General features: G+C 52.7%; 16 protein-coding genes and 1 tRNA gene. 8 read left to right on the top strand and 9 right to left on the bottom strand.

Annotated elements, in window-relative coordinates:
• Positions 1–86: 86 nt before the first annotated feature.
• Positions 87–1811: a DEAD/DEAH box helicase gene (locus tag BUB30_RS18330; protein ID WP_073136703.1), complete on the bottom strand. Its 1725-nt coding sequence runs from the start codon at positions 1809–1811 to the stop codon at positions 87–89.
• 184 nt (positions 1812–1995) lie between these two features.
• On the opposite strand from BUB30_RS18330, the gene BUB30_RS18335 reads away from it, so the two are divergent.
• Positions 1996–2069, top strand: a tRNA-Ala gene (locus tag BUB30_RS18335).
• A 412-nt stretch (positions 2070–2481) separates the two neighbouring features.
• On the opposite strand, the gene BUB30_RS18340 is transcribed toward BUB30_RS18335, so the two are convergent.
• The 3 genes from BUB30_RS18340 to BUB30_RS18350 all read right to left on the bottom strand — a co-directional run bounded on the left by BUB30_RS18340 (position 2482) and on the right by BUB30_RS18350 (position 4848).
• Positions 2482–2949 carry a peroxiredoxin gene (locus tag BUB30_RS18340; protein ID WP_073136705.1) on the bottom strand — a complete coding sequence of 156 codons (468 nt, stop codon included), beginning with the start codon at positions 2947–2949 and terminating at the stop codon, positions 2482–2484.
• A 130-nt stretch (positions 2950–3079) separates the two neighbouring features.
• Complete coding sequence (locus BUB30_RS18345) at positions 3080–3811, bottom strand: LytR/AlgR family response regulator transcription factor (RefSeq protein ID WP_143164975.1); 732 nt, start codon at positions 3809–3811, stop codon at positions 3080–3082.
• Positions 3808–4848, bottom strand: a complete 1041-nt coding sequence (locus BUB30_RS18350; protein WP_073136708.1) for a sensor histidine kinase — start codon at positions 4846–4848, stop codon at positions 3808–3810. The genes BUB30_RS18345 and BUB30_RS18350 overlap by 4 nt, the downstream gene beginning before the upstream one ends.
• 284 nt (positions 4849–5132) lie before the next feature.
• Between BUB30_RS18350 and BUB30_RS18355 the strand changes: the two genes are divergently transcribed.
• Positions 5133–8057, top strand: a complete 2925-nt coding sequence (locus BUB30_RS18355) for a TonB-dependent receptor (RefSeq protein ID WP_084138262.1) — start codon at positions 5133–5135, stop codon at positions 8055–8057.
• Between the two features lie 99 nt (positions 8058–8156).
• Here BUB30_RS18355 and BUB30_RS18360 read toward each other — a convergent pair whose 3' ends face one another.
• Genes BUB30_RS18360 through BUB30_RS18370 form a run of 3 tightly spaced genes read right to left on the bottom strand, consistent with a single transcriptional unit; the run spans position 8157 to position 10315 of the window.
• The gene (locus BUB30_RS18360; protein WP_073136712.1) at positions 8157–8915 is read right to left on the bottom strand and encodes a copper homeostasis protein CutC; all 759 of its coding nucleotides are present in this window, start codon (positions 8913–8915) and stop codon (positions 8157–8159) included.
• A complete protein-coding gene (locus tag BUB30_RS18365; RefSeq protein ID WP_073136714.1) occupies positions 8916–9878 on the bottom strand; it encodes an isoaspartyl peptidase/L-asparaginase family protein in 963 nt (320 codons plus the stop codon). It lies immediately after the preceding gene.
• Between the two features lie 20 nt (positions 9879–9898).
• On the bottom strand, positions 9899–10315 hold the full coding sequence (locus BUB30_RS18370) for a C40 family peptidase (protein WP_245804125.1): 417 nt from the start codon (positions 10313–10315) through the stop codon (positions 9899–9901).
• A 136-nt stretch (positions 10316–10451) separates the two neighbouring features.
• On the opposite strand from BUB30_RS18370, the gene BUB30_RS18375 reads away from it, so the two are divergent.
• On the top strand, positions 10452–11867 hold the full coding sequence (locus tag BUB30_RS18375; protein WP_073136718.1) for an FAD-binding oxidoreductase: 1416 nt from the start codon (positions 10452–10454) through the stop codon (positions 11865–11867).
• Between the two features lie 197 nt (positions 11868–12064).
• On the opposite strand, the gene BUB30_RS18380 is transcribed toward BUB30_RS18375, so the two are convergent.
• Positions 12065–12502, bottom strand: coding sequence for a hypothetical protein (locus tag BUB30_RS18380; protein WP_073136720.1), 438 nt, complete (start codon positions 12500–12502; stop codon positions 12065–12067).
• Positions 12503–12670: 168 nt separating this feature from the next.
• On the opposite strand from BUB30_RS18380, the gene rbsK reads away from it, so the two are divergent.
• Genes rbsK through BUB30_RS18400 form a run of 4 tightly spaced genes read left to right on the top strand, consistent with a single transcriptional unit; the run spans position 12671 to position 17161 of the window.
• The gene (rbsK, locus tag BUB30_RS18385; protein ID WP_073136722.1) at positions 12671–13585 is read left to right on the top strand and encodes a ribokinase; all 915 of its coding nucleotides are present in this window, start codon (positions 12671–12673) and stop codon (positions 13583–13585) included.
• Positions 13582–15129: an ADP-ribosylglycohydrolase family protein gene (locus BUB30_RS18390; protein WP_084138220.1), complete on the top strand. Its 1548-nt coding sequence runs from the start codon at positions 13582–13584 to the stop codon at positions 15127–15129. Before rbsK ends, BUB30_RS18390 begins: the two co-directional genes overlap by 4 nt.
• A 15-nt stretch (positions 15130–15144) precedes the next feature.
• On the top strand, positions 15145–16146 hold the full coding sequence (locus BUB30_RS18395) for a GRP family sugar transporter (protein ID WP_073136724.1): 1002 nt from the start codon (positions 15145–15147) through the stop codon (positions 16144–16146).
• A gap of 52 nt (positions 16147–16198) precedes the next feature.
• A complete protein-coding gene (locus tag BUB30_RS18400; RefSeq protein ID WP_073136726.1) occupies positions 16199–17161 on the top strand; it encodes a nucleoside hydrolase in 963 nt (320 codons plus the stop codon).
• A 20-nt stretch (positions 17162–17181) separates the two neighbouring features.
• Here BUB30_RS18400 and BUB30_RS18405 read toward each other — a convergent pair whose 3' ends face one another.
• On the bottom strand, positions 17182–18360 hold the full coding sequence (locus BUB30_RS18405; RefSeq protein WP_073136728.1) for a carboxylate-amine ligase: 1179 nt from the start codon (positions 18358–18360) through the stop codon (positions 17182–17184).
• Positions 18361–18550: 190 nt separating this feature from the next.
• On the opposite strand from BUB30_RS18405, the gene asnB reads away from it, so the two are divergent.
• Positions 18551–20467 (top strand): asparagine synthase (glutamine-hydrolyzing), encoded by a 1917-nt coding sequence (gene asnB / locus BUB30_RS18410; protein ID WP_073136730.1) that lies wholly within the window; start codon positions 18551–18553, stop codon positions 20465–20467.
• Position 20468: the final 1 nt, after the last annotated feature.

Here is a 20468-nt window from a genome sequence, read left to right on the forward strand (position 1 = left end):
GGCTTTTTTTATTTCCAGTGATATTCCAAGAACGTCAACCCTGTTGTTGGCGTTCCGCCAACAACACTTTTTCGGCTTCACATCACTCAATATCGCTTCCGCTTTTGGTCAGCGTATTTATTATTGCTCTTCTTTGCATAACCCCCCGTCGAAGGCTTCCCGCGTTTATAATCGCGGCTACCGCCTTCGCGGCCGCCACCGTCTTTGCGTTCCGTTACCTCCACACGTACCTGGCGTCCTTTATATTCAATGCCTTGGAAGCCATTGACGATGTCGTTCACTTTTTCTTTCTCTACTTCAAAGAAAGAATAAGCGCCTTTCAATTCAATGCGGCCGATGTGTTGTTTGGTCACGCCGCTGGTTTCGTCGATCAGGGCGAGCATGTCGCCTTTTTCCATGCCGTCCATTTTGCCGAGGTTGATGAAGAAGCGGCTGCCGGTGATGTAGCGTTCGCCTTCGCCATCGCTGCTGCTGCGGCCACGGTCGTCCTGGTTCAGGTCGGGGGCGTTGCGGTAGTAGTCGAGGAAGCGGTTAAATTCGATGGAAGCAAAGCGCTTGATCAACTCGGGTTTGGTCAGGTCTTTCAGCTCTTCGTATACGGCGGGCAAAAATTCGGCGATCTCTTCTTCGTTGACTTTTACCTCGCGCACTTTGTGCATAAGGGCCAGCAATTGTTTCTGGCATACGTTGGCGCCCGTGGGCACCATCATGCGCTTGAAGGGTGATTTCAATGTTTTTTCGATCTGCTTCACTTTGCCCAACTCGCGGCGCGTGATCATGGCGATGCTGATACCCTTCTTGCCGGCGCGGGCTGTGCGACCGCTGCGGTGGGTATAGAATTCCATTTCATCGGGGATGTTCATGTGGATCACGTGTGTGATGTCTTCCACGTCGATGCCGCGGGCGGCTACGTCGGTGGCCACCAGGATCTGGAGGGTGCGCGAGCGGAACTTCATCATCACGCGGTCGCGCTGCTGTTGGGTGAGGTCACCGTGCAGGGCGTCGGCGTTGTAGCTGTCCTTCATCAACATTTCGGCGATGCGCTGGGTGTCGATGCGGGTGCGGCAGAAGATGAGGCCGAAAATGTCGGGGTTGTCGTCGAGGATGCGTTTCAGGGCGGGGTATTTGTCGCGCTCCTGCACCATCACATAGTTGTGCTCGATGTTTACGTTGCCGGTGTTTTGCTCGCCTACGGTCAGCTCGAAAGGATCGCTCATGTAGTTCTTCATGATCGACTTCACTTCGCGGGGCATGGTGGCGGAGAACAACCAGGTGTTCTTGGTGTCGGGGGTGAAGGAAAGGATCTTGTCGAGGTCTTCCTTAAAGCCCATGTTCAGCATTTCGTCGGCTTCGTCCAGCACTACATATTGAATGGTGCTGAGGTTGATGGCCTTGCGGTCGATGAGGTCGATGAGGCGGCCGGGGGTGGCCACGATGATCTGGGCTCCTTTTTTCACTTTGCGTATTTGCTCACTGATGCTGGAGCCACCGTATACGGCTACGATATTAAAGGCCTTGAACTTTTCGGAGAAATTTTCGAGGTCGTTAGCAATCTGCAAGCCCAACTCACGGGTGGGTGCCAGTACTAAAGCCTGTGTATCGCGACGGGCGTCGTCCACTAAATCAAGCAGGGGCAGACCAAACGCGGCAGTCTTGCCGGTTCCGGTTTGTGCGAGACCTACAAAATCACGGTTTCCATTTAATAAGACAGGGATAGCTTTTTCCTGTATGGGAGTGGGGGTTTCAAAGCCGATTTGCAGCACCGACTCTACCAATCCCTTGGACAGGCCCAAGGATTCAAAAGATTTCATTAAAGATTAATTAAGGGGCAAAGGTACGCTAATTTAACCAGATAACCTGTCGGCACCGCAAACGGGAGGCTTTGGGGGGCGGGGGCGCAATAATATGGGGCGGAGGCTATTTTCTTCGATAGAAAGCTGTGTTAAATTTATGTTGACAATTAAGAGAACTCAATTATCTTTGCCGTCCTATTTAGGGGGATTAGCTCAGCTGGCTAGAGCGTGACGCTGGCAGTGTCAAGGTCATCGGTTCGACTCCGATATTCTCCACTAAATATGTAAGCCGGACTTTTTGGTCCGGCTTTTTTATTTTGGAGATGGTTTTGGAGGATCACAAATCTTTAGAGACAACGTTTGCGAATGAATTAGCACGCCGCTGAACGTGTGTCGTTGCATCACCAGAATCAAAGGCGCTAATGTGCGCCAGAACGTTGGAAGTTCGATGTTTTCTTTCCTGTGGCGCTAGAGAAGCAACTTTTGTTGCCTGCCCCCAGTTTCACTGGGGGTTATGATGGGGAAACCCCTACGGGGTTATGTTTTAGATCTTTTCGGGCGTTGCCCACAAAATCATATTTGATATTTTTTTTGCGCGCAATCGCCACGCGCCTTTGTTGGTGTTCTTCACCAACAAATTTCTGGCGTCACCCATTAAATCTTCCCTTCATTTCTTCGGGCACCAGTCCTATTTCACTACCGCACTGCCCGAAGCCTTCGCCGCCATTTCCTTAATATGTTTACGCGCAGAGAAAACGTTTTCATATGCGGCCTGTATCACGTGGTCGGTGTCCAGCAGGTAGGTGGTGCGTTTGGTGAAGAAGTCCATGAAGGGGGGTGTGGTGTCGTAGAGTTTGGAGATTTTTCCGTCGGGGTCTGAGAGGAGATCGAAGGGGAGTTTGAGGGCCTCTTTAAAGCGGAGGTGCGTGGGGATGTCGTCGCGGCTGATGCCGAGGATGGTGATGTTGAGGCCTTCGAAGAGGTCGAAGGTGTCGCGGAAGCCGCAGGCTTCGTTGGTGCAGCCGGTGGAGAAATCCTTGGGATAGAAATAGAGGATGCAGGGTTTTCGGTTTAGGTCGGTGTTGAGGGAGAAGGTTTTTCCGGTGGTGGAGGCGAGGGTGAAATCGGGGGCTTTTTGGCCGGGTGTTAGTGCCATGAGTTTGCTTTTATAATGTGCCTTAATTTACGTAGAAAGGTGGGGCGGTGGATTGCGCGTGGCGGGATTTCATATTGAACCGCCCTCCTTCGCTAAAGCTTCGGCGGGCAAGCAAAGGAACTTCGCTCCTTTACTGCATCTGGTTTTTGTCGATGAATTCTTTGAAGGCTTTTTTGTAGGTCTCTCCTATAGGTAACACGGCTTGACCGATTTGGACGTCGCCTTTGTGGATGATTTCGATGGCGTCGAGCGCTACGATGTAGGAGTTGTGGATGCGGATGAATTTGTCGGCGGGGAGTTGTTCTTCGAGGGCTTTGAGGCGTTGGAGGCTGATCACTTTTTGGGTGCGGGTGTGGATGGTGACGTAGTCTTTCAGGCCTTCGACATAGAGGATGTCGTCGAGGCGGACCTTGACGAGTTTGGTGCCGTCTTTGACGAAGACGAAGGCGGGGCTGGGTTCGGATGGAGCGCGCTCCGGTGCCGGCGCGGGTGCCGTTTTGGACTCGAGCCGTTGGACGAGTTTGTCGACGGTCCGGAGGAACCGTTCAAAGGTGATGGGTTTCAGGAGGTAGTCGGCCACGTCGAGTTCGTAGCCTTCGAGGGCGTATTCGGAGTAGGCGGTGGTGAGGACGACAAGGGGCTTTTTCTGGAGCACCTTTAATAGAGAGATGCCGGTGATCTCGGGCATTTGTACGTCCAGGAAGAGGATGTCAACGTTGTTGCTGCGCAGCACTTCCAGGGCGGCCAGCGGACTGGAGCAGGCTTCCACCAGGTGGAGGAGGGTGGGCACTTTGCGTACGTATTCCGTCATCAGGTTGCGGGCCAGGGGCTCATCTTCGACGATCACACAGTTGTATTTCACGCCAGTGTAAGTTTTAATTGTACCCGATAGTGTTCTGCATTTTCCGTAACGTCCAGCGAATATTGTCCGGGATAGCTCAACTCTAATCGCCGCTGCACATTCTGCAACCCGATGCCCGACTTCTCATTGCCTTGAGGCATGCTGGGTTTGCTGTTCTCTACGGTGTAGATGCATTCCTTTCCGGCGATGTCGATCGTCAGGTTCACCCACGCTTTGGGATCGCTGTTGTTCACGCCGTGTTTGAATGCATTCTCCAGAAAAGTAACGAAAATTAGGGGAGCAATCCAGATGTTTTCCGGGTTGCCTTCGATGTTGAAGTTGATGGGGATCTGGTTGTTCAGCCGCAGCCGCTCCAGGCTGATGTAGCTCTGCATGTATTCGATCTCTTTGCTGAGCAACACTTTCGCGTGGTTGGACTCGTAGATCATGTAGCGCATCATCTGCGAGAGCTTGGCGATCACTTCGGTGGTGTTCTCCGATTTGGTGTAGGCCAGGTAGTACAAGTTGTTCAGCGTGTTGAACAAAAAGTGGGGATTGATCTGGGCCTTGAGGAAGTTCAACTCGGCCGTGAGCTTTTCGTTTTCGATCGCTTTCTTCTTGGCTTCGAACTCAAACCAGTCCACCGCGAAGCGGAGCAATCCTACGAAGAAGACGATGAGCAAGGTGACGGCGGTGATTTGAACGATAAAGAAATCGGAATGGAAAAAATCAACATGCCCTTGAAAAAAATGCTCCACGAGATAACGCTGGAGGTACACCCGCGCCGCGATGACCAGGGCAAAGGGGATGAGGAACTCCAGCAGGTAGCGCCAGATATTTTTGGTTTTCAGGAACCGGGGCCAGGTGATGAAATAGTTGAAATAGGCGATGAATAAGGTAAACACCAACTGCACCAGCAGTGACGAGATCAGCTCACCCCAGTCCAGGCCGCGCTCGTGTTGGAAAAAGTTGATCTGGTATACATTGAACGACAGGTATACACACCAGAACGACAAGTGCAACAGCAACACCCTATTTCTATTGATAAACGATGACATGATGAGCGGTAATTTTACGGGACTAAATGTAGTCCTTCCAAAAGAAACGAACCGGCATTCTCATGGATTTTCTACCGTTTGCACAATTTGATCGATGGCTGGCCCCTAAAACGCCTACCTTGCGGGTCCGGTCGATAAAACGCCCTATCGGTCGAGAGAATGAAACCGATGGTATAATTCCTGCGTCCCATGCCAACAAAAGAATTTCTTTTGCAGTTACAATACCATGGCACTTTCCCCCGTCACTGACCTGTGTAGTTGAATCTTATATGTATATCTTAAAAATGAAAAAAACAGTACTTCTTTTTGCATCTCTCATTTTTTCTGCCGGCGTCTGGGCCCAAACCCCTGGCGGCGCGGCCCCGACAACGCCCCACGGTAATGCCAAGATCAGCGGCACGGTCATGGATGCCGACGACAACACCCCCGTGGAGTTCGCCAACGTGGCGCTGCTCGACCCCGCCACCGGCAAGCCAGTTGACGGCAGCGTGTGTGATGACAAAGGTGCATTCTCCATAAACAAAGTAGCAGAAGGAACGTACAACGTGGCCGTGTCTTTTATCGGTTACGAAACACAGACCATCAACAATATTAAAATAGACAAGAAGTCGGACGTCAACCTGGGCATCATCAAATTGAGCACGGGTGCCAAGGTGTTGAACGAAGTTGTGGTAGAAGGCCAGAAGCAAATGGTGGAAGAACGTGTTGACCGCACCATCTACAACGCCGAGAACGACGCCACCACGCGCGGCGGTGATGCCACCGACGTGTTGAAGCGCGTGCCGATGCTTTCCGTGGACATGGATGGAAACGTGACCTTGCGCGGAAGCTCCAACATCAAGGTGCTTATCAATAATAAGCCGTCCACGATCATGGCCAGCAGCATCTCCGATGCGTTGAAACAAATTCCAGCCGATCAGATCAAGACCGTGGAAGTGATCACGTCGCCTTCGGCTAAATATGATGCAGAGGGTAGCGGTGGGATCATCAACATCGTGTTGAAGAAAAATACGTTGCAAGGTGCTACACTGAACGTTGATACCGGCGTTGGTCTTCGCGGATCGAACCTGGGATTGAACGGCAGCTATCGCAAAGGAAAGATGGGATTCAACCTGGGAGGCTTTGGACGCGCGATGTATAATGTGACGGGAAGTTTCGACAATACCCAATACACCAAAGACGCAGAAGGCAACATCATTTCAACAAACCAGCAAACTGCCGATACGCGTTCGCATGGTCTGTTCGGCAACTACACGTTGGGCTGGGATTATGACATCGACAAGAAAAATTCACTCGCCGCATCCCTCCGTTTCGGTGCCCGCAACAACAACAGCTACCAGGACAATTTGCTCACGCTCTCGCAAGTTCCCAACAAGGCCGACTCCAGTTCGCTGAGCCAGGTCTACACACAGGACCATTCGAACACCATCGACATGAACCTGACCTATACGCACCTTTTCGACAAGCCGCAACGCGAACTCAGTTTCCTGGCCCTGTACAGCAAGAACAACCGGACCAACAACTTTGACCGCCGGATTGACGATATCAAAGATCTCCCTGCTCCCAGTGGCACGCGCAATTTGAACGACAGCTACAACCAGGAAGTAACTTTCCAAGGTGACTATCAAACACCCATCGGTACCACACAGATGTTGGAAGCCGGAGCCAAGGACATTATGCGCAAGGTATATAGCAACTACACCTACTATAACGATCCTGACGGCGACTACAACTACGAGTTGGATACCAATCCTCTGAAGAACAACAACCTCAACTACGATCAGAACATTGCGTCGGGCTATCTTTCTTATACTTATACCGCCAAGAGTGGTTACAGCTTAAAAGCCGGATCGCGTTATGAATACACTACCATCACCGCGCATACAAAGGAAAACAACATCACCATTCCTTCTTATGGTGTATTGGTGCCGAGCGTGAACCTTTCAAAGAAATTAAAAAATGGAGGCATGGTAAAGATTGCCTACAACCGTCGTATTCAGCGACCCTCCATCCAATACCTCAATCCCAACATTCAAGGCGGAAACCCGCTGAGCATCACAGCTGGTAACCCAACGTTGAATCCTGAATATACCAACAACTATGAATTGGGATACAATACCTATATCGGTGGAACGTCACTCAACTTTACGTCGTTCATGCGGAATACCACAGGTTCAATTCAGGCTGTGCGTGTACCGACGGGTAATGCAGACGTACCTGGGCAGATTCTTACCACCTATCAAAACATCGGTTCTGAAGACGCCTACGGCCTCAGCATCTTTGCGAACGTAAATGTCGGCAAGTTGTCGTTGAACGGTGGTTCGGACATCTACTATGCTGTGTTAGACAACCACGTCGATACACGCAATGAAGGTTGGGTGGCCAGTGGCCGCTTGTTCGGTAGCTACAACCTCACCAAAGGCTGGGGCTTCCAGTTCTTCAGCTTCTATCGCGGTCGCCAGGTGCAGCTGCAAGGTTCGCAAGGTGGCTTTGGTATCTACAGTCTCGGTCTCAAGAAAGATTTCAACGAGAAGAAAGGAAGCATCGGTTTTGGTGCAGAGAACTTCTTCACTCCGAATTTCCGGATCCACAACACCATCCAATCACCTACCATCGATCAGAGGAGTCTGAACATCATGCACACGATGAGCTTCCGCATCACGTTCAGCTATCGCATCGGCAAGATGTCGGTGGATGCACCCAAACGCAGAAGGTCCATCAACAACGACGACCTGAAAGAAGGTGGTGACAACGGTGGTGGACAAGACGCCGGTGGCGCACAAGGCGGTGGCGGTGGACAACGCGGTGGCGGACAACGCAGCGGCGGATTCACTCCTGGCGCTGGTGCAGCAGCGGGCGCAGCGGCAACAAAAGCTCCTGCATTGCCTCCGGCCGATGCCACGAAAACTGTTGACGCTACCGGTACATGGAATTATAAAGTTGAATCACCCCAAGGTGGCGAAGGAACCATCGTGATCCTGAAAGATGGCGACAAATACACCGGCACCATCACAAGCCGTCGTGGCACCAGCCAATTGTCGGAGGTGAAAGTGAATGGCAACGAGCTCACCTTCCACTACGACTTCAACACGCCAAACGGCGCGATGACCATGCAGGTGAAATCCATCGTCGAAGACACGAAGATGACCGGCAACATCACGGTAGGTCAATTCGGAACCTTCCCGCTCAATGCCACGAAAGCGCAATAAGAACTAGTAGGTAGTTCATAGAAGAAGCGTCCCGGTCTCGCAAGAGGCCGGGGCGTTTTCGTTTAGGGGAGTCTTACTTTCTTTAGTGAGGCTTTCGCCCTACCTCTTGGTCTCCTCAAGTTTCTTTTCTGCGAGCGCGCGAATCGCTTTGATGCGCTCAGGGTCCACGGTTTTTAATTTGAATTCGGAACCTTCGTCAGAGCCCATGCCGGCGATGGCGGGGTTGCGATATTGCATGAGGCTGTCGGTGGTGGCGGCGGCGGAGAAATGTATTTCGGTCGTGCCCGTTTTGGCTACGATCTCTTCAACCGTGTTTTCATTCACACCCGACCCGGGCATGATGGCAATGCGGCCATTGGCACGCTTGATCAATTCGCCGATCAGCGCTGCTCCTTGCACAGCCTGCATCTGTCCACCGGAGGTGAGGATGCGGTCAAAGCCCACTTCGATACAATCTTCTAATGCTTGAAAAGGATCGCGCGTCATGTCGAACGCGCGGTGGCATGTCACCTTCAAGGGACGGGCTTTGTCGATCAATTCCTTGCAGCGTTTTTTGTCGATAGTGCCATCGGGGTTGAGGATGCCGAGCACGATGCCGTCCACACTCAGCTTCTGGGCTTGGTAGATGTCGCGTTTCATGGCGTGGAATTCATAGCTCGAATAACAGAAGTCGCCGCCGCGGGGACGGATCATGACATAGACATCGATGCCCAGGTTGGCGCGCACTACTTCCACCGTTCCAAACGATGGGGTGGTCCCTCCTTCTCCGGGGTTGTCGCATAACTCTACACGGTCGGCTCCGCCTTCCTGCGCTTTCAGGGCGGAGGCGATGTTGTATACTACGATCTCTACAGTCATTTAGAAGTTGCTTTTAGAATCAAAGAGTTTGTTTCCGGTGGGGTCGTACTTGGCGTAGGTAAATCCTTTTTGTAAACAGTAGGCTCCATATTCGCCGTTCTTGTTCAGGGCCAGGAAACCCACTTGTACTTCTTTCGCTTTCGCAGGATTTTTCTTTAGGATGCGTTCAACAGCAAGTTGACAAGCTTCTTGCGGCGAGTGACCTTGGCGCATCAATTCCACCACGAGGTGGCAGCCCACGATGCGGATCACTTCTTCGCCCACACCCGTGGAAGTGGCGGCACCAATTTCATTGTCGACATATAATCCTGCTCCGATGATCGGAGAGTCACCCACACGACCGTGCATTTTGTAGGCCATCCCACTGGTGGTGCAGGCGCCGGATAAATTACCATTCGCATCCAGTGCAATGATGCCGATGGTGTCATGGTTCTCGATGTTGGCTACGGGTTTGTATTCCGATTTCTTGGTCCATTCTTTCCAGGCCTGCTCCGATTCCTTTGTCAACAGTTTTTCTTTTTTGAAACCGTTGGCCAACGCGAACTGCAATGCGCCTTCGCCGACCAGCATCACGTGCGGGGTTTTCTCCATGACCAGACGCGCCACGGAAATGGGATGGACGATGTGTTCGAGGAATGCCACCGAGCCACAGCCGCCGTGCTCGTCCATGATGCAGGCGTCGAGAGTGACGCGGCCGTCGCGGTCGGGCAGCCCTCCTAAACCAACGGAGGTTTCTTTCGGGTCGCCTTCGGGAACACGGGCGCCGGCTTCTACCGCGTCGAGGGCGCGGCCGTTGGCAGCCAGTATTTTCCAGGCAGCTTCATTGGCGGCCAGGCCGAAGTTCCAGGTGGAGAGTACGATGGGTTTGGTGGCCTCTGGTGTTTCGGCCAGACTTTGTGCCACGGGCAACATGCCAGCGCCCAAGGCCGATAGTTTTAAGAAATCCCTGCGTGTTTTTTTCATGGTGTGAAAAGGACTAGCGTTTATGGTATGATTACCCGGCGTGCGCCGCGGAAACGTTTCTGATAGTACTCGGCATAGAGGTTGGTCTCCACCACACCCAGCGAGCTGGACGAATGGATAAATTTCACATCTTCCTTGCCCCTCACGTCCGTGACCAGTCCCACGTGTGTTACTTCTCTTTTTCTCCTGCCCGTGGCGAAGAATACCAGGTCGCCCGGCTCCAGTTCTTTCATCGTCACCTCTTCGCCTATTTTGCTTTGGGCCTCACTGCTTCGCGGCAAGGCTACATTCACGGCCTGAAACGAATTGATGAGCAACCCCGAGCAGTCCATGCCGGCCCGGGTAGTTCCTCCATACTTGTACGGTGTACCGATGAAGGTGCGTGCTGTGGAGATCACCTTGTCGACCTTGATCTCGCGAGCGTCGGCTTGTCTCACTTTGTGGGCGGCACAAGAGCACAAAAAAAGTGTTGCTCCGATTACCCCGTGAAGAACAAGCTTTTGACTAATTTTGAGTTGAAAAAATCGCATCAGCAAAAGGTTAAAAAATAATTACTCCAAATATACTTGATTCATGGCATTTGCAGAAGTTTCCAGCGACATCATCGGGCAGTTTGCCGCCATTGTTGGCGAGTCGAACATCGTTATAGATCCTGCGCAGCGCTACAACTACTCGCACGATGAGACGGAGGACTACTCCTTCCTTCCCGACGTGGTCCTGAAACCGGGCACACCCGAGGAGATCAGCCAGATCATGAAACTTTGTCACGAACATGTCATCCCCGTCACCCCGCGCGGGGGCGGTACCGGTCTTAGCGGCGGGGCGCTTCCCGTACAAAAAGGCGTCGTCATTTCTATGGAACGTTTCAATCGTATTCTTGGTATAGACGAACTCAACCTCCAGGCCACGGTCGAGCCGGGGGTGATCACAGAGGTGTTCCAGAATGCCGTGAAAGCCAAAGGTCTTTTCTATCCCCCCGACCCCGCCAGCCGGGGCACCTGCTTTATCGGCGGCAACGTGTCGGAGAACAGCGGCGGGCCCAAGGCCGTGAAGTACGGCGTGACGCGCGACTATGTGCTGAACCTCCAGGTCGTGTTGCCCACGGGCGAGATCATTTGGACGGGGGCTAACGTATTGAAAAATTCTACCGGCTATAACCTCACCCAATTGATGTGCGGCAGCGAAGGCACTTTGGGGATCATCACCAAGATCGTGTTCAAGCTGCGCGGCCTTCCGCAGAAAGACGTGTTGCTGCTCATTCCATTTGCCACAAACGAGGAAGCCTGCAAAGGCATCGCCGAAATATTCCGCGCGGGCGTAACCCCCAGCGGCATGGAGTTCTTTGAACGCGAAGGGGCTATGCTCACCATCGACTACTGCGAAAAGATCTACGCCGCCAAAGTGACCACACCCTTCCCCGAAAACATGAACGCCTACCTCCTCTGCGAACTCGACGGCAACGACGACGAGGTGCTCATGCGCGACGCCGAGCGGGTGATGGGGGTTGTGGAGAATTTCCAGGTGGGGGAGATCTTGTTTGCTGATACGGCTGCACAAAAAGAAGAGCTGTGGAAGATCCGCAAGAACCTCTCTCCTGCTGTGAATGCCTACACGCTTACACGCGCTGAGGATGTGGTGGTTCCGCGGGCTAATTTGCCTAAGCTGATCGTGGGTATTAAGGAGATCGGAAAGGAATATGGATTCAACTCGGTTTGCTACGGTCACCTGGGTGACGGCAATCTGCACATTAATGTTTTGAAAGAATCGATCAACGAAGAAGATTGGAATACGAAGGTCGTGGATGGTATCGGGGAGATCTTTAAGTTAACGGTCAGCCTGGGGGGGACACTTTCGGGGGAGCATGGTATTGGGATCGCTAAGCGGCCATATATGCACCTGGCGATGCAGGAGGCGAATTTGGAGGTGATGCGGGGGATCAAGCGGGTGTTTGATCCCAGGGGGATATTGAATCCGGGGAAGATATTTTAGAGATTTCGTCAATCTGAAGACTGACATAATAGCCACAAGTCTATACACTTGCGCCAGACTTTGCCAGACTTGATAATGGTGCAAGCACCTTACACTTGCACCATCCGTTACGCACAACACACTTCTTATTGGAAAGGCCGGGTCTAAAGGGGTTGCACAGCTTGCCTTCCTGGCCCGGCCCCGGACATTTGTGAGTCCTAGTTTCTTCTGTTCAATACATCCATGAGGTTCATCCCCATCCCATCGAAGGACGACATTTCCATGTGGGGAAGGGTGAGCTGCGACTCTTGCATGCAGCGGCGGATGCAGCTGTCGATCTCCTTATAAAAGAAGCCGGAGTCGATATAGGTGTTTTCGTTTTGCAGGACCATTTCAAGGATGGGCAGGTAGTTGTCGATGTCGATGCCGGCGTTCATGAGCCGGCCCAGTCCGCCGCGGACTTTGCCGTTTTGGGCGGAGGTCATTTTCAAACCCATTTTGTGGTCTACGTATACTTGCAGCCCGTTCTCGTTCAGGAGGCGGTCGATCAGGGTCTTGCGCTGGTCCTGGAGGATCTCGCGAAGCTGGAGCGGGATGAGGTTGGCGTTCCAATCTTCGATTTTACGTGTTCCGGAGGTGGTTCTTACTGTTTTCATAGCGGATTTGCGTTTGATGATCCAAAGGTAACAAAACTAATTATATTAGTATACTATAACTAACAATTTTAGTTTCAAGTAATTTTTTTCGTGTAAAATCCGCCGTTCCGGGATGATGGTGTCCCGAAAAAGGGTTAGTATCGGAAACGTTTTCTATCCTACCTGACCATGCCCGCAAAATCCATTCTCGTCGTCGGCAGCTCCAACACCGATATGGTGATCAAGTCTGCCAAATTTCCAGACCCCGGCGAGACCCTTCTGGGTGGCACATTCTTTATGTTCCCCGGTGGCAAAGGCGCTAACCAGGCGGTGGCGGCCGCGCGACTGGGTGGCGACGTCACGTTCATCGCCAAATTGGGCAACGACATTTTCGGGCAACAGGCCCTGCAGCAATTCCAGAAAGAAGGCATCCACACAGATTTTATATTGACCGATCCCCAGCATCCTTCCGGCGTGGCATTGATCACGGTAGATGCAAAAGGCGAGAACACCATCGTGGTGGCCCAGGGATCCAATGGCACGCTGACGGCCGAAGATCTGACGCAGGCTGAAAAAGAATTTGAGCGCACCGACACAGTTCTCTTACAACTGGAGATCCCCATCCCCACCGTTGTTCGCGCCGCAGAACTTGCCGCGAAAGCGGGAAAGAAAGTCATCCTCAATCCCGCTCCGGCCACGACATTGCCGGAGACGATCTTCAAAGATCTTTACCTCATCACCCCAAACCGGTCGGAAGCTGAAACGCTCACCGGTTTGTCCGTCCGCGATGCCTCGGCCATCAGTGCTGTATCAAAGTGGTTCAGGGACAAGGGTGTTCAAAAGGTAGTGATCACGCTGGGCAGCGAAGGCGCTTATGTCCACGACGAACGCGGCGGCCGCTACATCGCGGCACCGCGCGTGCAGGCGGTGGACACAACAGCGGCAGGAGATGTTTTTAATGGTGCACTTGCTGTCGCACTTGCCGAAGGTTCATCGCTGGATGAAGCGGTTCAGTTTGCCAATCGCGCAGCTGCCCTATCCGTCACCCGCATGGGCGCACAATCTTCGGCGCCCTATCGACATGAATTAACAACCTTACTATGATAAGACGATCAACCCTATGTTTATTGTTGCTGCTCCCGGCCACGGCGTGGTGCCAGGAGAAAAAAATCACAGCGCCTTCTAACGGGACGTATAAACTTTCCAAAGAAGTGTTGAAAGACAAGATCATGGGCGGATGGGCCGGCCAGACCGTGGGCGTCACCTTTGGTGGCCCGACCGAGTTCAGGTTTTGCGGCACGATCATCCAGGACTATCAACCCATCAAATGGTATGACGGCTATTTGAAAAACACCATGGTGAACAACCCCGGGCTGTACGACGACATCTACATGGACCTCACCTTCGTGGATGTGTTCGAACGCAAGGGTTTGGATGCACCCCTGAGCGAATTTGCCAACGCCTATGCCAATGCAGGCTACGCACTATGGCACGCCAACCAGGCCGGACGCTACAACATTTTACACGGCATTGCCGCACCCCAATCCGGCCACTGGCTCAACAACCCGCACGCCGACTGCATCGACTATCAAATTGAGTCGGACTTTGCCGGGCTCATGTCGCCGGGCATGCCCAACACCGCGTCGGAGATCAGCGACAAGATCGGTCACATCATGAACTATGGCGACGGCTGGTACGGTGGTGTGTATATGGGAGCGATGTATACGCTGGCCTTCACCTCGTCTGACATTCCTTTTATTGTGAAGGAAGCGCTGAAGACCATTCCCGCCGAAAGCCGTTTCCACCACGTGATCCAGGATGTGATTCAATGGCACCAACAATATCCCAACGACTGGAAAGCCACCTGGTTCGAGATCCAAAAGAAATACACGGAAGACATCGGCTGCCCCGAAGGTGTTTTTGTTCCTTTCAACATCGACGCCACGGTGAACTCGGCCTATGTTGTGCTGGGCTTGTTGTACGGAAAAGGTGACTTCACAAAGACGATGGAGATCACCACGCGGGCGGGTCAGGATTCGGATTGCAATCCCTCTTCGGCTGGAGGCATACTCGGCACGGTGCTGGGTTACAAAAATATTCCGCCCTATTGGAAGATGGGACTCCAGGAGTCGGAGCCGCTCGACTTCAAGTACACCACCATGTCGCTAAACGACGTGTATACCATCGGTTACAACCACGCCCTGAAAATGATCGCCCGCAACGGTGGTACGGCTGATGATCAGTCCGTGTACATCAAGGTACAGCAACCTAAACCTGTGCGCCTGGAGCAAAGCTTCGAAGGTCATCACCCCGTAGACAAAATAGAGATCCGCAAAACGCTCACGGACGAATACACATTCGAATTTGAAGGCATTGGCTTTGTGGTGCGTGGCGAATCGGCACGCTGGCAGGCGACGTCTGCTTATGTGGCCAAGACCGAACTCTACATCGACAACAAGCTCGTGGAGAACGTGGAACTTCCGGGCAGCTTCACTACGCGGCGTTATGAATTGTTCTGGAAATATCAGCTGCCTCGTCAAAAGCATACCGTGCGCCTGAAAATTCTGAACCCCGATGAAAAAAGCCCGGTCAACCTGAGCGAATTCATTGTGTACGACAACAAGCCTGCGAACACCACTCATCCATAACCAAACTCCCGGCCTATGTTCATTCTCGAAAGCTATACCGTCGCCGTGCTCTTCTGTTTTATTACCATGCTTTGCTGGGGCTCGTGGGCCAACACGCAGAAGCTGGCGGAAAAATCGTGGCGCTTTGAATTGTTTTATTGGGACTATGTATTGGGCATCTTCCTGCTGTCGCTCCTCTTCGCGTCGACCCTCGGCAGCATGGGTGAGGACGGACGCAGTTTCCGGGCCGACTTTGCACAGTCGGACGTGGCGAGTCTTCGTTCGGCGTTTATTGGCGGCGTTGTATTCAACCTGGCAAACATCCTGCTCATCGCAGCCATTTCCATTGCCGGCATGTCGGTGGCATTTCCGGTGGGCATCGGCATTGCGTTGATCTGGGGTGTGCTGGATAATTATTTGAAAGTGCCTGCTGGTAACCCAGTCATAATTTTTACGGGTGTAGCGCTTATTGCCGTGGGAATTGTGGTGAACGCTGTCGCGTATAAAAAATCATCCGGCAGTGCGCAGAAGGTCTCTTCAAAAGGGTTGATCATTTCTGTGATCGCGGGCGTGCTGATGGCACAGTTCTATGGTTTCGTCGTATCGGGAATGGCCCACGACTTTGTGCACCCCGAGGCGGGTAAGCTCACGCCGTATACGGCGATCGTCGTTTTTGCGGCGGGTATTTTTGTCAGCAACATTTTGTTCAACACCGTGTTGATGCGTATGCCGGTGGAAGGTGCGCCCGTGAGCTATGAAGATTATTTCAAGGGTAATTTCAAAAGTCACATCACCGGTGTTTTGGGTGGTGTGATCTGGTGCATCGGCATGTCGTTCAGCATCCTGGCGTCCGACAAGGCGGGACCGGCCATTTCGTATGGACTGGGTCAGGGCGCCGTGCTGGTGGCAGCCGTGTGGGGTGTTTTTATCTGGAAAGAATTCAAGACCGCACCCAAAGGCGTGAACACCCTCCTGTTTGTGATGTTCGTCTGCTTTTTCTTTGGACTTGGATTGTTGGTTTACTCCAAAACGGCTTAGGCTTTTCGTATCTATTTCGCGCATTCATCATTCACGCTAATCCACAACTTTTATGAGACTCACCTTCCTTTTTCTTCTCCTGATCAGCGTCTCCTCCATGGCACAAAGAACAAAGACGGTCAAGATCATTCTCGACACCGACTTTGGCAACGACTGTGACGACGCGGCCGCGTTGGCGATCCTTCACCAACTGGCCTACAACGGTGAGGCCGAAATTCTGGCCACGGTCTATCCCATGAACGACGACCTGGGCGCTGCGGCCATCGATGCCGAAAATACCTACTACGGGAAGCCCAACATTCCGGTGGGCACCTATAAAGGCACCTATGAATACAAAGGCAAGCACAACGATTTCTATAATAGCAAGCTGGCGGCGTTGCCCAACGATTTGCAATCGGGCAAGAATGCACCGGACGCTGTGGCATTGTATCGCAAAATACTTTCCACCCAACCCGATCGCAGCGTGACCATCGTGGTGGTGGGCCCCCAGCGATTATTAGCCGACCTACTCCAATCTAAAGGAGATTCGCTCAGCCCCCTGGACGGCACCGCGCTGGTGAAGAAAAAGGTGGTGCAATTGGTGTCGATGGGAACGGAATATCCGAAGGGCAATGAGTGGAACATTCGCATTTGTCCGGATGCGGCGCAGTATGTGGAAGAGCATTGGCCAACGCCGGTGGTGTATTCCGGGTTTGAGATCGGCAAAGCCATTATGACGGGGGAGCGATTAATTACCGAGACACCTGAAAACAGTCCGGTGCGTCTTGCGTTTGAGACCAATCCGCAGGTGGACGCGAAAAAGAACCGCCATAGTTGGGATCAGACGGCGGTGCTGTATGCCGTGAGAGGGGTGCGTGACTATTGGACGCTGGGGACAGGATTTCCCCAGATCGCAGAGGATGGGAAGAATAGTTGGGTGGTTTCTAAGGGGAACCGGCATTATTTGATTGCAAAGAAAAGCACGGCGGAGATGAAGAAGATCTTGGAGGATATGATGGTGGCACCGCCGAAATAAGATTGAATACTAAGAAACACTCACCAGATCGGCATGCCCTTGTCGAATTCGGCGACGTTGTGGCGGATGACGGCGTCGAGGTCGTTGGTGGCTTGGAAGACGCGGGTTTGGCGTTGGGAGCTGTTGCCTTTGGTGGCGATCTCGGTGACGCGGGCCAGATATTCCGTGCAGTTTAGCGCGCGAGCATAGGGTTCCAGTTTCAGGATCCATTCTTGGATGTCGTCGCGCATATGTTTGGGGCTTCCGCGGCGTGTGGGCACTACGTCGGCGTCGAGGCCGTGGCGAATGGCGCGCCATTTGTTTTCGCGGAAGATCCAGCGATGCAGGTAGGTAAATGATTTTGTCCATTCTTCTTCGTGGTCGCGAAACCAGTGGGCCAGGAGTTGGATGAACGTGACGATGGCCATGATCTCATACAGGGTGGCCGGTTCGTCGCAGAAGCGCAACTCGAGCGTGCCATAGTGCGGACTCGGGCGCAAATCCCACCAAAGGTCTTTCATGCTTTCGATAGCTTGGGTTCGGATGAGGAAACGATACAACTTCTGAAACTCATCCCAGTTCCGCACCAGGTAGGGCATGCCGGCAGTGGGCAACGCTTCGTAAGTCGTGGGGCGGCAGGACGACAACCCAGTATATTTTCCCTGCCAGAACGGTGAACTGCCCGACAGCGCCAGGATGTGCGGGAGAAAATGCATAAAGAAATAATTGTAGCGGATGCAGGCATCGCCGGAAGGCATCCCAATGTGCACATGCATGCCATACACCGCCATGCGGCGGATGATCCATTGGTTCCGGTCGATCAGTTCTTCATAGCGTTTAGAGGGCGTGATGAGCCGCTCGCGATAGTCCGCCAACGGATGTGTGCCCGTGGAGGCGATCTTTAAATTCAGCGTGTGCGCTTTGGCCGACACCAACTGCAGCGAATGCTTCAGGTCGGATTCCACTGCGTGAAGGGTATGACAAACGTCGGTGATCACTTCCAGCGTGCTCTGGAAAAATTCGGGCTTCAACTTCTCGTCCTCGCCACGCTCCAGCACATCCGCCGCGCGCGGCGTCAACAGGAGGCTTTCCCCATCCAAAACCTGCAATTCAAGCTCCACCCCAAGGGTAAGCGCCTCGGCGTTCTGTTTAAATTCAAGTCGCTTTTTTTGTCGTGCCTTCATTTTCCTTTGGACGCGGATGTGATCAATCGGGCTCATGTCTTTTCGGTTATCTGTATAATGCCCAAAACGCCGATTTGTTTTAACCCCCCTTTGCCACTTCTTTGCTTGCCCGCCGGAGCTTTAGCGAAGGCGGGCGGTTAAAAACCTTATGGGGGATCACCCTCAACCCACACAAGCAATCCCCAAACTTTTCTAACTTTCCCCCAAATTCAATCGCTCTACCAGCATGTGCGGCATCACCGGTATTTTCGCCTTCAACCTTGTCGGCAAATTCAACAAGATCCACATTACCAATGCCACCATGGCCCTGGAAAAACGCGGCCCCGATTTCCAGGACATCTACATCGATGAATGGGTTGGCTTGGGTCACCGCCGCCTCTCCATCATCGACACCCGCGACGTCGCCAACCAACCGATGTGGGACGACGAAAAACGCTACTGCATCGTGTTCAACGGCGAGATCTTCAACTACCGCGAACTGCGCGCAGAACTCGAAGCCAAAGGAGTGACCTTCTTCACGCAATCCGACACGGAGGTGTTGCTCAAGCTCTACATCCAGCAAAAAGAAAACTGTCTTCCCAAACTAAACGGCTTTTTTTCCTTTTGCATCTACGACCGACAGGCCCAAACCTTTTTTGTGGCCCGCGACCGTTTTGGCATCAAGCCCCTGCTTTATCTTTTTGATGAAGACAAGTTCATTTTCGCATCCGAAATGAAATCCGTGCTGCAGTTTGGCATCGAACGCAACCTGGATCACACCTCGCTGTACACCTACCTGCAGCTCAACTATATTCCCGCCCCCGACACGATCTTCAGCAATGTGAAAAAATTGTTGCCCGGACATTACCTGAAGATCAGCCGCCAGAAAATAGAAATGGCACGTTATTACGAGATCCCCTACGATCGCGAGAAAGCCGAAAACAGTCCACTATCCTACGATGCCGCCAAAGAAGAATTCAAGCGCTTGCTGGAGGCTTCCGTGCAACGCCGGTTAGTAGCCGATGTGCCGTTGGGGTCTTTTCTCAGTGGTGGCATCGACTCGTCTATTGTTGCGGCGTTGGCCAGCAAACACAAACCCGATCTGCACACCTTCTCGATCGGGTATCGCGATGAAAAGTTCTTTGACGAAACCCATTATGCGCGGCTGGTCGCCAAGCAGATCAAAACGGAACACACGGTTTTTTCGCTCACGAACAATGACCTGTATACCCATGTGCAATCCATCCTAAACTATATCGACGAGCCCTTTGCCGACTCGTCGGCCATTGCGGTATATATCCTCAGCAAGGAAACGCGGAAACACGCCACGGTAGCGCTCTCCGGCGATGGAGCGGATGAAATGTTTGCCGGTTACAATAAGCACGCTGCGTTCCGGCAGATCACCGACAAAGGCTGGAAGGAAAATCTGGTGGGCGCGCTCGGTTCGCTTTGGAAAGTCCTGCCCAAATCCCGCAGCGGTGCGCTTACGAATAAAATACGCCAGCTCGCACGGTTCAGCGAAGGCATGAAGCTCTCGTCGCGCGACCGCTACTGGCAGTGGGCCGGTTATGCGGGCAAAGACGAGGCCCTGAACATGCTGCAACCTGAAGTACGCGCCAACGTAGAACTCGATAACTTCGCGTCGCGCCAACAGAACATTCTCCGTGATCTTCCCGAAAAAGAAAACATCAACGACATTTTGCTCACCGACATGCACCTCGTGCTTCCGGATGACATGCTCACGAAGGTCGACCTGATGAGCATGGCGAATGGTCTTGAAGTACGCGTGCCTTTCCTGGATTATGAGGTGGTGAATTTTGCGTTCAGCCTACCCGTGGAATATAAGATCAACCCCGGCATGCGGAAACGCATCGTACAGGATGCCTTTCGCGATGTTCTCCCGGAGGAGCTTTATAACCGGCCAAAGAAAGGCTTTGAAGTGCCGTTGCTAAAATGGTTTAGGGGAGAGATGCGGTCGCTCATTGAAGAGGAGTTGTTGTCGGAGAAATTTGTGTCGGAACAAGGGATCTTTGATTATGCCGCGATCGCTGCGCTGAAACGTCAACTTTTTTCATCCAACCCCGGCGATGTGCATGCGCGGATTTGGGGACTGATCGTGTTTCAATGGTGGTGGCGAAAATATATGACGGTAAAGAAGTCATAAT

Origin of the sequence: Chryseolinea serpens (genome assembly GCF_900129725.1) — a bacterium.
GTDB classification, from domain to species: domain Bacteria; phylum Bacteroidota; class Bacteroidia; order Cytophagales; family Cyclobacteriaceae; genus Chryseolinea; species Chryseolinea serpens.